The following is a 13,241-nucleotide window of genomic DNA, read 5'->3' on the forward strand; positions in this document are numbered from 1 at the left end:
CTGCCATGGGGACCGGCAGGCGGCGCTGAAGGGGTGGTGGTGCAGGTGGCGTCCGCGGACGGCCGGGCAGGCGGCCACGACGAGACCGCGCTCGACGAGATCGAGCTGGCCGGGGAGCTGATGATCGCCGCGTCCACCAGCGCGGAGGACCGGCTGGCCACCGAGCAGATCGACGAAGTGCTGCTCGACCGCGCCCCCGAGCCGCGTCCGGGCGGACCGGGCGGCTGACCCGGGTCGGCCTGCGGCCGGGCGGCCGCGGGCGCGCGGCCGTTCAGGACCGCAGCAGCCGGGCGACGGCCGCGGTGGCCTCCGCCACCTTGGCGTCCAGTTCCGCCCCGCCCTCCTCGGCCGCGGCGGCGACGCAGTGCCGCAGGTGCTCCTCCAGCAGCGACAGCGCGAAGGACTGCAGCGCCTTGGTGCCGGCCGAGACCTGGGTCAGGATGTCGATGCAGTAGACGTCCTCGTCGACCATCCGCTGCAGGCCGCGGATCTGCCCCTCGATCCGGCGCAGCCGCTTGAGGTGCTCGCTCTTCTGGGAGCTGTAGCCGTGCGGGCCGTGCCCGCCCGCCGCCGGTGCCGGGTGTCCGCCGGCCGCCGGGTGTCCGCCGACGCCCGCCCCGCCGCTCTCGTGGTCGTGGTCGTGGTCCGCCGGGCCGGGGACGCCGTCGCCGTGCGCCGGTCCGTCCTCGGTGCGCGTCGGGGTCGTGGTCATCCGGCTCGCCTTCCGTCCTCGCTGCTCGGCGGCGCGGCTGCCCGCGCCGTGCCTGAGCTCCCAGTGTCCAACACCGGGGGCCGGGACGGTGTTCCGCCGTCCGGGCGGGCGGTTCCCGGCCCGGTGCTGCAGGGCAGGGGCAAACCGGCCGAGTTTGAGCCACACTGAGGCGTCACGTCAACCCCCGTTTGCACAGTTCTGACACCTTGCGCCTAGCATCGTTCAGTCCCGCCCCCGCACATCGGAGATTTCCGTGCGTTTTAGCCTGACCCCGAAGGAGACGAGCTTCTACGACATGTTCGCCGCGGCAGCGGAGAACCTGGTCGTGGGATCGAAGCTCCTGCTGGAACTGTTGGGAGCCGACGTGTCGGCCCGCGCGGACATCGTCGAGCGCATGCGCGCCGCCGAGCACGCGGGCGACGACACCACCCATGCGGTGTTCCACCAGCTGAACTCCTCGTTCATCACGCCCTTCGACCGCGAGGACATCTACAGCCTCGCCTCCTCGCTGGACGACATCATGGACTTCATGGAGGAGGCCGTCGACCTGGTCGTCCTCTACGACATCGAGACCCTGCCCAAGGGTGTCGAGCAGCAGATCGAGGTGCTGGCCCGGGCGGCCGAGCTGACCGCCGGCGCGATGCCGCACCTGCGGTCGATGGAGAACCTCACCGAGTACTGGATCGAGGTCAACCGGCTGGAGAACCAGGCCGACCAGATCCACCGCAAGCTGCTCGCCCACCTGTTCAGCGGCCAGTACGACGCGATCGAGGTGCTCAAGCTGAAGCAGGTCGTCGACGTCCTGGAGGAGGCGGCCGACGCGTTCGAGCACGTGGCCAACACGGTGGAGACCATCGCGGTCAAGGAGTCCTGACCGGCGTGGACACCGCAGCACTCATCGCCGTCCTCGGCGTGGCCTTCTTCTTCACGTACACCAACGGCTTCCACGACTCCGCGAACGCCATCGCGACCTCGGTCTCCACCCGGGCGCTGACCCCCAAGGTCGCGCTGGCGATGGCGGCCGTGATGAACCTGGCCGGTGCCTTCCTCGGCAGCGGCGTGGCGCACACCGTCTCCAGCGGCATCATCGAGACGCCGACCGGCCGGCAGGGGATGGGCATCCTGTTCGCCGCACTGGTCGGCGCGATCGCCTGGAACCTCACCACCTGGTACTTCGGTCTGCCCTCCTCGTCCTCGCACGCGCTGTTCGGCGGCATGGTCGGCGCGGCGCTGGCCGGCGGCACCGAGGTGATCTGGTCCGGCGTGCTGGACAAGATCGTCATTCCGATGTTCGTCTCGCCGGTGGTCGGCCTGATCTGCGGCTACCTGGTGATGCTGGCGATCCTGTGGATCTTCCGCCGGGCCAACCCGCACCGGGCCAAGCGCAACTTCCGGGTCGCGCAGACCGCCTCGGCCGCCGCCATGGCCCTGGCCCACGGCCTGCAGGACGCCCAGAAGACCATGGGCATCGTGGTGATGGCCCTGACCATCTCGGGCCACCAGTCGACCGGCGACATCCCGATCTGGGTCAAGGTCTCCTGCGCCACCGCCCTGTCGCTGGGCACCTACGCGGGCGGCTGGCGGATCATGCGGACGCTCGGCCGGAAGATCATCGAGCTGGACCCGCCGCAGGGTTTCGCGGCCGAGGCCACCGCGTCGACGATCATGTACATCACCTCGTTCGTCTACAAGGCGCCGATCTCCACCACCCATGTGATCACCTCCGCGATCATGGGCGTGGGCGCCACCAAGCGGCTGCGCGCGGTGCGCTGGGGGGTCGCCAAGAACATCGTGCTCGGCTGGTTCATCACCATGCCGGCCGCCGCGCTGGTGGCCGCGCTGATCTACGCGGTCGTCCACGGGGTCTTCGCCTGACCCCACCACCGGCCGCACCGCCGAACCGTCTGCACCGCCGAACCGTCTGCACCGCCGGACCGGCCGCACCGCCGGACCGGCGGGCAAGCGGAAGGGCCCGCCCCCACGTCTCGGGGGCGGGCCCTTCTCATTGCTCCGCGGCGGCACCGCCATGCAGCGCCGCGGAGCAGTCACTCGCCGCCGGTCCCGGGCGCCGGTCGGCGCCCGGTTCCGGGACGGGGCTCGCGGCCGGTCCGATCAGCCGAAGCGGCCCGAGATGTAGTCCTCGGTGGCCTGGACCGACGGGTTGGAGAAGATCCGCTGGGTGTCGTCCAGCTCGATCAGCTTGCCCGGCTGGCCGACACCGGCCAGGTTGAAGAAGGCGGTGCGGTCGCTGACGCGGGCCGCCTGCTGCATGTTGTGGGTCACGATGACGATCGTGTACTGGGTCTTCAGCTCGCCGATCAGGTCCTCGATGGCGAGGGTGGAGATCGGGTCGAGGGCCGAGCAGGGCTCGTCCATCAGCAGGACCTGCGGCTCGACCGCGATGGCGCGGGCGATGCACAGACGCTGCTGCTGGCCGCCGGAGAGGCCGGCGCCCGGCTTGTTGAGGCGGTCCTTGACCTCGTTCCAGAGGTTGGCGCCCTTGAGCGACTTCTCGACCACGCCGTCCAGCACGGACTTCTTCTTGACGCCCGCCAGCTTCAGACCGGCCACCACGTTGTCGTAGATGGACATGGTCGGGAACGGGTTGGGCCGCTGGAACACCATGCCGACCGAGCGCCGCACGGCGACCGGGTCGACGTTGGAGCCGTACAGGTTCTCGTCGTCGAGCATCACCTTGCCCTCGACCCGGGCGCCGGGGATGACCTCGTGCATCCGGTTCAGGGTCCGCAGGAAGGTGGACTTGCCGCAGCCGGAGGGGCCGATGAAGGCCGTCACCGAGCGGGGCTCGACGGTCATCGAGATGTCCTCGATGGCCTTGGTGGTGCCGTAGAACGCGGACAGTCCGCTGACGTCGATGCGCTTTGCCATGATCTTTCGTCTTCTCTCGTCGTCTCGTACGTCAGTCGGTGTCAGTGCCCGGCCTTGGGCGAACGCCAGCGGGCGATGCCGCGCGCGACGAGGTTGAGCCCCATCACGAAGGCGATCAGCACCAGCGCGGCACCCCAGGCGCGGTCGTAGCCGTACTCGTTGTTGACCACGGTGTACTGCTGCCAGATGTACAGCGGCAGGGACTGCTGCGGGTCACTGAACGGGTTGTTGTTGATGACGTCACTGCCGAACACCAGCATCAGGACCGGCGCCGTCTCGCCCGTGATGCGGGCGACGGCCAGCATCACGCCGGTGGTGATACCACCGATGGCGGTCGGGATGACGATCCGGACGATGGTCTTCCACTTCGGCACACCGAGTGCGTACGAGGCTTCGCGCAGCTCGTTCGGGACGAGCTTGAGCATCTCCTCGGCGGAGCGGACGACGACCGGGATCATCAGGATCGCCAGCGCCAGGCTGCCGGAGAAGCCCGAGTAGCCCTGCTTGAACATGGTCCAGATCGAGAAGATGAACAGACCGGCGACGATCGACGGGACACCCGTCATGACGTCGACGAAGAAGGTGACCGCCTTGGCCAGCCGGCCCCGGCCGTACTCGACCAGGTAGACGGCGGTCAGCAGGCCGATCGGGGCGGCGATCAGGGTCGCCAGGAGCACCTGCTCCAGGGTGCCGATGATGGCGTGGTAGATACCGCCGTCGGCCGTGGTGGAGGCCACCACGCCCTTCATCGAGTGGGTCAGGAAGTCGCCGTTGATGGCGCCGATGCCCTGCTGGACGGTGTAGAAGGTCAGCGCGCCGAGCGGCACGACCGCCAGGATGAAGGCCACCCACACCACCGAGGTGGCGAAGCGGTCCTTGGCCTGCCGGCGGCCCTCGACCTTGGCCGCGAGGCCGTAGCTGATGGCCAGGAAGAGCAGGGCGGCGATCAGGCCCCACTGGATGTGGCTGGCCAGACCGGCGCCCGCGCCGATGGCGCAGCCGAGGGCGATGGAGAGCACGGCCACCCCGGCCGGCGCCCAGCGGGGCAGCCGGGCGGTGGTCAGGTCGCGGCGCAGCAGCGGAGCCGGCGCGGTAGTCGTTGCGGCGCTCATGCGTTGGCCCCCGAGTACTCCTTGCGGCGGGCGATGATCATGCGGGCCGCACCGTTCACCAGCAGGGTGATCACGAACAGGACGAGGCCGGAGGCCATCAGGGCGTCACGCCCGAACGGCTGGGACTCGTTGAACTTCAGGGCGATGTTCTGGGCGAAGGTGCCGCCGCCCGGGTCGAGCAGGTGCAGCGACAGCTGGCTGTTGCTGGAGAGCACGATGGCGACCGCGATGGTCTCGCCGAGCGCGCGGCCGAGGCCGAGCATCGAGGCGGAGATGATGCCGGGGCGGCCGAAGGGCAGCACCGCGGTGCGGATCATCTCCCAGCGGGTGGCACCGAGGGCGAGAGCCGCCTCCTCGTGCATCCGCGGGACCTGCCGGAAGACCTCGCGGGTGACCGCGGTGATGATCGGCAGAACCATGATCGCCAGCAGGATGCCGACCGTGAACAGGTTGCGCGCGGGGGCGCCGTTCTTGGTCTGGTCGAAGATGTACGTCCAGCCGAGGTACTCGTTCAGCCAGCTGGTCAGACCGTCCATGTGCGGCACCAGGAAGAGCACGCCCCACAGGCCGTAGACGATGCTGGGGACGGCCGCGAGCAGGTCCACCAGGTAGGCGAACGGCTGCGCGATCCGGCGCGGCGCGTAGTGCGAGATGAACAGCGCGATGCCGACGGCGACCGGAACCGCGATCAGCATCGCGATCAGTGCGCTGACCAGCGTGCCGAAGGCCAGGACCGCGATGCCGAAGACCGGCTTCACGCCGTCCGGGGTCCACTCGAAGGTGGTGAGGAAGTTGCCCTCGTTCTTGCCCAGCGCGAGCGCGGAACGGTAGGTCAGGAAGCCTGCGATGGCGGCCATGATGACCAGCAGCAGGATGCCTGCACCACGGGAGAAGTTGAAGAACACCTTGTCGCCGAAGCGGCTGTCGCGCCTGCTCCGGCCGGCCCTGCCCTGGGACGTGGCAGGGGGTGATGAAGTCATGGTCGTTTTACTCCGGTCTGGCGGCGCTGCCCCGGCGAGGGGCGGCACCAATGGCGGCGGTGCCCCGGACGTGTGTGGCGGTGGATCGGAACCCGGATACCCGGCGGGGCGGCCCCGCCCCCTCCTGCGGGGGCCGCCCTGCCGGTGTCATCCGAGGGGTCAGGCCAGGGTCGGGATGACGGCCTGGACCTTGGTGGACAGCTCCTTCGGCAGCGGCACGTAACCGGCCTGGCCGATGGCCTGCTGGCCGTTGTCGCTGATGGTGTAGGTCAGGAAGGACTTGAGCAGGTCGAGGCTGTCGGCCTTGTTGCCCTTGTCGCAGGCGATCTCGTAGGTGACCAGGACGATCGGGTAGGCGCCCTCGTCCTTGGTCGCGTAGTCGAGGGTCAGCGCCAGGTCGCTGCCGGTGCCCGCGATCTTCGCCTTGGCGAAGGTGGTGGCGCCGTTCTCGGCGGTGGCCTCGACCGGCTTGCTGGCGCCGGTGCTGATGGCGGCGCTGTTCAGCTTGTTGGTCTGGGCGAAGGAGAGCTCGACGTAGCTGATCGAGTTCTTGACCTGCTTGACCTGCGCGGAGACACCGGCGCTGCCGTTGGCGGACTGGCCGCCCTTGCCGGCCCAGGTCTTCGCGGCCGGGTAGGCCCACGCGCCGCCGCCGGCCTTGGCCAGGTACTTGGTCAGGTTCTCGGTGGTGCCCGAGTCGTCCGAGCGGTGGATCGCCTGGATGTCCGCGTCCGGCAGCTTCGCACCCGGGTTCAGGGCGGCGATGGCCGGGTCGTTCCACTTGGTGATCTGCGAGTCGAAGATCTTCGCGATGGTCGGGCCGTCGAGGACGAGCTTGTCGACACCCTCGACGTTGAAGACGACCGAGATCAGACCGCCGACCATCGGCAGGTTGACGCCCTGGCCACCGGTGCAGACCGCCTTCGAGGCGTCGACCTCGGCCGGCTTGAGCGCCGAGTCGGAGCCGGCGAAGGCCACCTTGCCCTGGTTGAACTGCTGGATGCCGGCGCCCGAGCCGACCGCACCGTAGGTGATCGTGGTGCCGGAGCAGGCGCTGCCGTAGGCGGCCTTCCAGACGTCGACGGCGTTGCCCTGCGCGGTGGAGCCGGCGCCGAGCAGCTGGCCGCCCTTGGCGCAGGCGATCGCGGCGGCGGGGGCGGCCGAACCGGAGGAGGAGCCGCCGGAGGCGGTCTTGGTGTTGTCGTCGGTACCGCACGCGGCGAGCGACAGCGAGCTGACGAGCGCCACGGCACCGATGGCGAGGGCCTTGGAGCGGCCGTTCCGCTGGAGCTTCACAGGGTGTCCCTTTCTGAGGCATCGCCCGCGTCAGAACAGACCCCGGTGGGGCAGGCAGCGCGGGTTTTGCTGTGGTCCGGGGCCTGTTCGGCCCTCCGGTAGTCCCGAAGTTAAGCCGGGCAGGTGACGCATCAGGCGGTCGCAAATGAACGGGGAGTGAACCTCGGACGGATGGCAGGAAACTGCGGCCGGTAGTAACGGTTGCGTCACGAGCAGGGCGCAGCGAGATCACCCGGACGGCGCACGATCGGCGCCGCCGGTACCGGGCGTGACCGCGGCCTCGCTCAGAGCCTGCGGACGTCCTCGCCGAGCGCCTCCAGCAGCGCGTCCACCAGCACCCGGTCCCGGACGTGGGTCAGCCGCTCCCGCGCCTTGCGCGGCGACAGCCACTCCAACCGGTCCACCTCACGGTTGGGGGCGAAGGCCCCCGCGGTCGCCACCGCCGCCCAGTACCGCACCTCCTTGGGCCGCCCGCCGACCCGGTAGTGCTGGGCCGGCAGCTCGGTGCCGAGCCGGCACTCGAAACCGGTCTCCTCCCGCACCTCGCGCAGCACCGCGGCCCGCCAGCCCTCGCCCGGCTCCAGCTTGCCCTTCGGCAGGCTCCAGTCGTCGTACTTGGGCCGGTGCACCAGCGCCAGCCGCGGCTTCTTGCGCCGCCGCCCGTTCTTGGCCACCGGGCCCGGCACCCACAGCACCGCCCCGGCCGCCAGGATCGTCGACCCCTCCGGCCCCACCCGCCGCGGCACCGGCCGGGCACCCCCGTTCCGGGGTCCGGCGTACTGGTCGCGGGCCGCGGCGTGCGCGGCGCTCAGGCGGTTGCCCATTCATGCCATCCGTGGTGCCGGGAGGCCCTCTCCACCGCCGAGGCCGGCCGACAGGCCCGGCCACCGGCGGCCGAAGGCGTACCTGGCCGCCTCCACCTCCAGTCGTTGATCAGCATGCACCACGCCGAGCACGTACGCCGTCGCCGGGGTGATCCTCGGCGTACGCGCCGCGGTCGACGCCGTCACCGCCGCGTCCGCGGCCTCCCGGTGCCGGTCCAGCACCCCGTTCAGCTCGTCCAGCTCGGGCAGCGCGCTGCCGCACACCTCCAACGCGTACCTGGCCCGCTTCACCAGGATCCGCACCCGGTGCCACGGCGCGTCGTCGGCCGCCAGCGCGGCGTCCGCGTCCAGCACCGGCCCCCGGGCCTCGGGCACGGTGGCCAGCCGGTGCAGCCCGTCCCCGCCGTACGGGGTCGCCGCCCGGCTCAGCGGCAGCCGCTCCGCACCCGCCAGCAGCGCGGACAGCGCCCCCGCGGCCTGCCCGGGCAACTCGGCGGCCGGCCGGGCCGCCGCCGCACCCGCCACCGGTACATCACCGGCCAGCAGGGTCATCCGGTCCGCCAGCGCGTGCAGCCGCGCCGAGCGCAGCTCCTGCAGCAGCGCGGTGTGCGCCCTGGTCCTGGCCAGCGTCAGCTGCCGCTCCAGCAGCGCCCGTGCCTTGGGCGCACCCGCGTGCCCGGCCAGCATCCCCGGCGCCTGGGCGTCGGTGTCCCCCAGCGAGTCCACGGCCGCCAGCAGCCGGGCCGCCCGGCGCTGGTGCGCCGGCTCCTGCCCCAGCAGGTCGAGCAGCCAGCGCAGCTCCGCCCGGGTGTCCTGCGCCCACAGCGGATCGAAGGCGTCGCCGAAGGTGTGCAGCGCCCCGCCGACCCGCCGGACCGCCCCCAGCAGATCGCCCGCGGCCGCCGCCGACGCCGGAAGCGCACCCGGTCTCGACGCGGCCTCGCCGACCGTCTGCGGCAGAGCACGCAGGAACACGCCCGCCTGGGCGGTGAGGTAGCCGGCAAGGACCTCCCCGACGGTCGCCGCGGAGTTGACGGCTGCCGTGGTCGGCGCTTCGGTCATGGCACTGCTCTCCCCGATGTGGTCCCGGGCCCACGCCGTGGCGATGGGCCCGGGGCTGGTGTCCGGTGCTCCCGCGCTGTCCCGGCCGGAGCCGTCAGCGCGTCCCCGACGAACTGCGGCTGCGGCGGCGCGAGTCGATCAACAGGTCCTGGACGTGCCGCAGCGGCCGCCCGTCCGCGTCCAGCGCGTGCCGGGTCCAGCTGCCGTCCGCCCCCAGGTGCCAGGACTGCGTCTCGTCCGACATCCCGAGGTCCAGCAGACCGGACAGCTCCGCCCGGTGCGCCTGGTCCGCCACCCGCACCAGGGCCTCGATCCGGCGGTCCAGGTTGCGGTGCATCATGTCGGCGCTGCCGAACCACACCTCCGGATCGCCCCCGTTGCCGAACACGAAGACCCGCGAGTGCTCCAGGAACCGGCCCAGGATGCTGCGCACCCGGATGTTCTCGCTCAGCCCGGCCACGCCCGGCCGGATCGCGCAGATGCCGCGCACCCACACGTCCACCGGCACCCCGGCCTGCGAGGCCCGGTAGAGCGCGTCGATCAGCTGCTCGTCGACGATCGAGTTGACCTTGAGCTTCACGTACGCCGGGCGGCCGGCCCGGTGGTGCGCGATCTCCGCGTTGATCCGCGAGACCAGCCCGTCCCGCAGCCCGCGCGGCGCGGTCAGCAGACGGCGGTAGGACTCGCGGCGCGAGTAGCCGGACAGCCGGTTGAACAGGTCCGACAGGTCCGCCCCGACCTGCTGGTCGGCGGTCAGCAGCCCCAGGTCCTCGTACAGCCGGGCGGTCTTGGGGTGGTAGTTGCCGGTGCCGACGTGCGAGTACCGGCGGAGCGTGTCGCCCTCCTGCCGGACCACCAGGGACAGCTTGCAGTGCGTCTTCAGGCCGATCAGCCCGTAGACCACGTGGCAGCCGGCCTCCTCCAGCTTGCGGGCCCACTTGATGTTGGCCTGCTCGTCGAACCGCGCCTTGATCTCGACCAGCACCAGCACCTGCTTGCTGGCCTCCGCGGCATCGGTCAGCGCGTCGACGATCGGGGAGTCACCGGAGGTCCGGTACAGCGTCTGCTTGATCGCCAGCACGTGCGGGTCCGCCGCGGCCTGCTCCAGGAAGGCCTGCACCGAGGTGGAGAAGCTGTCGTACGGGTGGTGCAGCAGCACGTCCCGCTCGCGCATCGCGGCGAAGATGTCCGGCTGCGAGGCGGACTCCACGTCGGTCAGCCCGCGCGCCGTGCCCGCCACGAACTTCGGGTACTTCAGCTCCGGCCGCTCCAGGTCCGCGAAGCCGAACAGCCCGGTCAGGTCGAGCGGGCCGGGCAGCGGGAAGACCTCCGCCTCGGTGATGTTCAGCTCCCGGATCAGCAGGTCCAGGATGTACGGGTCGATCGACTCCTCGACCTCCAGGCGCACCGGCGGGCCGAAGCGGCGCCGCATCAGCTCCTTCTCCAGCGCCTTGAGGATGTTCTCGGTGTCGTCCTCCTCCACCTCCAGGTCCTCGTTGCGGGTGACCCGGAAGGCGTGGTGCGCCAGCACCTCCATCCCCGGGAAGAGCTCCTCCAGGTGCGCGCCCATCACGTCCTCGAGCGGCACGTACCGCTGCGGGGACGCCTCCAGGAAGCGCGGCAGCGACTGCGGCACCTTCACCCGGGCGAAGTGCTTGTGCCCGGAGACCGGGTTGCGCACCACCACCGCGAGGTTCAGGCTCAGCCCCGATATGTACGGGAACGGGTGGGCCGGGTCCACCGCCAGCGGTGTGAGCACGGGGAAGATCTGCTGCCGGAACAGCGCGTGCAGCCGGGACTGGTCCTTGTCCGCCAGCTCCGGCCAGCGGACCAGCTCGATGCCCTCGGCGGCCAGGTCCGGCAGCACCTCCTGCTGGAAGGTGGCCGCGTGACGGGCCATCAGCTCGCGCGAGCGGCGCCAGATCAGGTCCAGCACCTCGCGCGGCTGCAGACCGGAGGCGGACTTCTGCGCGACCCCGGTGGCGATCCGGCGCTTCAGCCCCGCGACCCGGACCATGAAGAACTCGTCCAGGTTGGACGCGAAGATCGCCAGGAACTTGGCCCGCTCCAGCAGCGGGATGTTCGGGTCCTCCGCGAGTTCGAGCACCCGCTCGTTGAACGCCAGCCAGCTGCGCTCGCGGTCCAGGAAGCGCCCCTCGGGCAGCTCCTCGGCCCCGGCCTCGGGCGACGGGCCCGCGGACGCGCCGGCGGCGCCGGCACCGGGCTGCTGCCCGTCCTCGGCCGCCAGGCCCAGCGCGAGGCCCGCGGGGAGAGCCGCGGCCGGCGTCGGCGCCGCGGCGGGCGTCCGGCCGGAGGCGGCGGGCGTCCCGGTCACGGTGCGCTTGGCCGGCGTGGCCGTGCGCTTGGCCGCGCCGCGCTTGGCGGGCGCGGCCTTCTTCGCCGCGGCCGGCGTGGCCCGCTTGGCCGTCCGGGGCCGGGCCGGGGCCTTCGCCTCGTCCTGGCCGGCGGCCGTCACGCCCGGGCCGCCGCTGTCGCCGGCCTGCGCGGCAGCCGGATCCGTGCCCGCGCCCGGGCCTGCGCCCTGGGCGCTGGGCGACGACGACAGCGGGGCGGAGACAGGCCGAGGGATGCTCATCGTGTTCAGCTCCTCCTGCAGGGCGAAGTCCTGGCCGTACGGCACACCGACGGTGCGCTCACTGCCCTCGTCCCGCGGCACCGGCGCCCACCCGCCGGAGCCGGCCGGAGAGACGGCCGGTCGGTGGGCGGTACGTGGACGAGGCACTTCGGGCTTCATCCTGTGATCTTCGCGGTGTCAATTGAATCCACGGTAAACACCGCATGGCCGGGAGGAAAGCTGAGTCGGTCACCCCTGTGGGTGGATCCGCACCTGCTGTCCGGCGCCGGCGGCCGCGGACTGGACGCGGTACATCAGGTCCACCTCGTGGATGGTGAACCCCAACCTCTCGTATACCCGCAACGCGGCCGGATTGTCGGCATCCACGTACAGCAGGACGGCCGGCACCTTCCGCTCCAGCAGCAGGTGGCGCAGGCCCGCCGCGGTCAGCGCCCGCCCGAGACCGCTGCCCTGCTCACCCGGAGCCACTCCGACGACGTACACCTCGCCTAGGCCGTCCGGGTGCACCTTGGTCCAGTGGAAGCCCACCGGCTCGCCGTCGCGGACCGCCAGGAAGAAGCCGTCCGCGTCGAACCAGGGCTCCGCCAGCCGGTCGGCCAGGTCCGAGGCGGTCCAGCTGCCCTGCTCGGGGTGGTGGGCGAAGGCCAGCGCGTTCAACCGCAGCCAGGCCGCGTCGTCCGCACCGGGGCGGAAGGTACGGAGCTCGATCCCGGCCGGCAGCGGCACCTGCGCCGGAACCTCGCCGGTCCGCCGCAGCTGCCGCAGCTCGCGCACCAGCTCGGCGCCGTACACCTCCGCCAGGCGGGCCGCGGCCGGGTGTCCCCCGTGCGCCCAGAAGTCGACCCAGGTCCCCGGGCCGGCGGCCGCCAGCACCTGGTCGACCAACCGGTGGCCCAGCCCCCGGCCGCGCAGCTGCGGCACCACCGCGAGCTCGGCCGACGCGGCGGCCTGCCCGGAGCCCTCCAGCTGGGCGTACCCGGCGGGGGCGTCCGCGTACGTCTGGACGAGGTGGCGGACACCCGGGCGCGGGCTGTCCGCCTTGATCCGCAGCCGGCCCGCCTCCGACACGGCGTCCCGTCCGTCGGCCTCGGCGACCGAGGTCAGCACGGTCCTGGCCACATCGAGCTGTTCCGGAGTGAGTGAGTCCGTCGCCAGGATTCGGCCCTGGTCGTCGGCGCGCGAAGTGTGCTCAGCGGTCTCCATATCAGTGACCTTACGCCGCATCAGCTCCGGCCCACCGGGCGCCCGGGCCCCGAGCCCCGGCCACAGAAATGATCGAGCCCGCGAAATGATCGGGTCCGGAAATGCGAGAAGCCCCTCCGGGACACCCGGAGGGGCTTCTACTGAAAAATTGTTCGGCGGCGTCCTACTCTCCCACAGGGTCCCCCCTGCAGTACCATCGGCGCTATGAGGCTTAGCTTCCGGGTTCGGAATGTAACCGGGCGTTTCCCTCACGCTATGACCACCGAAACACTATGAAACTGTCAACCGCACCACACCACGTGACCTGCGGTGTGGGGTCGTTGTTTCAGAACAACACAGTGGACGCGAGCAACTGAGGACAAGCCCTCGGCCTATTAGTACCGGTCAACTCCACCCCTCACGAGGCTTCCATATCCGGCCTATCAACCCAGTCGTCTACTGGGAGCCTTACCCTCTCAAGGAGGTGGGAATACTCATCTCGAAGCAGGCTTCCCGCTTAGATGCTTTCAGCGGTTATCCCTCCCGAACGTAGCCAACCAGCCATGCCCTTGGCAGGACAACTGGCAC

At 71.2% G+C, this 13,241-nt stretch carries 12 protein-coding genes and 2 rRNA genes; 3 read left to right on the forward strand and 11 right to left on the reverse strand.

The features are described from left to right. Positions 1–39: 39 nt before the first annotated feature. A complete protein-coding gene (locus AC2TEW_RS11640) occupies positions 40–228 on the forward strand; it encodes a hypothetical protein (RefSeq protein WP_082526716.1) in 189 nt (62 codons plus the stop codon). Positions 229–271: 43 nt separating this feature from the next. Here AC2TEW_RS11640 and AC2TEW_RS11645 read toward each other — a convergent pair whose 3' ends face one another. Further along, positions 272–712 (reverse strand): metal-sensitive transcriptional regulator, encoded by a 441-nt coding sequence (locus tag AC2TEW_RS11645; RefSeq protein ID WP_484623290.1) that lies wholly within the window; start codon positions 710–712, stop codon positions 272–274. A 253-nt stretch (positions 713–965) separates the two neighbouring features. Between AC2TEW_RS11645 and AC2TEW_RS11650 the strand changes: the two genes are divergently transcribed. Both AC2TEW_RS11650 and AC2TEW_RS11655 read left to right on the forward strand, forming a co-directional pair. Beyond that, the gene (locus tag AC2TEW_RS11650; RefSeq protein WP_033821786.1) at positions 966–1,586 is read left to right on the forward strand and encodes a DUF47 domain-containing protein; all 621 of its coding nucleotides are present in this window, start codon (positions 966–968) and stop codon (positions 1,584–1,586) included. Between the two features lie 5 nt (positions 1,587–1,591). Further along, on the forward strand, positions 1,592–2,587 hold the full coding sequence (locus AC2TEW_RS11655) for an inorganic phosphate transporter (protein ID WP_484623291.1): 996 nt from the start codon (positions 1,592–1,594) through the stop codon (positions 2,585–2,587). A 237-nt stretch (positions 2,588–2,824) separates the two neighbouring features. Here the strand turns inward: AC2TEW_RS11655 and pstB are convergent, their stop codons facing one another. The 10 genes from pstB to AC2TEW_RS11705 all read right to left on the reverse strand — a co-directional run. Continuing rightward, entirely contained in the window at positions 2,825–3,601 is a 777-nt protein-coding gene (gene pstB, locus AC2TEW_RS11660; RefSeq protein ID WP_033821788.1) for a phosphate ABC transporter ATP-binding protein PstB, read from the reverse strand. Positions 3,602–3,642: 41 nt separating this feature from the next. Then, positions 3,643–4,713, reverse strand: coding sequence for a phosphate ABC transporter permease PstA (pstA, locus tag AC2TEW_RS11665; RefSeq protein WP_484623292.1), 1,071 nt, complete (start codon positions 4,711–4,713; stop codon positions 3,643–3,645). Beyond that, complete coding sequence (gene pstC / locus AC2TEW_RS11670) at positions 4,710–5,693, reverse strand: phosphate ABC transporter permease subunit PstC (protein ID WP_484623293.1); 984 nt, start codon at positions 5,691–5,693, stop codon at positions 4,710–4,712. Before pstC ends, pstA begins: the two co-directional genes overlap by 4 nt. Positions 5,694–5,852: 159 nt before the next feature. After that, complete coding sequence (pstS, locus tag AC2TEW_RS11675) at positions 5,853–6,989, reverse strand: phosphate ABC transporter substrate-binding protein PstS (protein WP_484623294.1); 1,137 nt, start codon at positions 6,987–6,989, stop codon at positions 5,853–5,855. A gap of 284 nt (positions 6,990–7,273) precedes the next feature. Then, complete coding sequence (locus AC2TEW_RS11680) at positions 7,274–7,813, reverse strand: NUDIX hydrolase (RefSeq protein WP_484623295.1); 540 nt, start codon at positions 7,811–7,813, stop codon at positions 7,274–7,276. After that, a complete protein-coding gene (locus AC2TEW_RS11685) occupies positions 7,814–8,875 on the reverse strand; it encodes a CHAD domain-containing protein (protein WP_484623296.1) in 1,062 nt (353 codons plus the stop codon). Positions 8,876–8,969: 94 nt separating this feature from the next. Further along, positions 8,970–11,552, reverse strand: coding sequence for an RNA degradosome polyphosphate kinase (locus AC2TEW_RS11690; RefSeq protein WP_484623297.1), 2,583 nt, complete (start codon positions 11,550–11,552; stop codon positions 8,970–8,972). 147 nt (positions 11,553–11,699) lie between these two features. Next, positions 11,700–12,674, reverse strand: a complete 975-nt coding sequence (mshD, locus tag AC2TEW_RS11695; RefSeq protein ID WP_484623298.1) for a mycothiol synthase — start codon at positions 12,672–12,674, stop codon at positions 11,700–11,702. Between the two features lie 150 nt (positions 12,675–12,824). After that, a 5S ribosomal RNA gene (gene rrf, locus AC2TEW_RS11700) occupies positions 12,825–12,941 on the reverse strand. A gap of 87 nt (positions 12,942–13,028) precedes the next feature. Then, a 23S ribosomal RNA gene (locus AC2TEW_RS11705) occupies positions 13,029–13,241 on the reverse strand; the annotation flags it as partial.

Source organism: Kitasatospora sp. NEAU-CNBT7 (assembly GCF_057220535.1).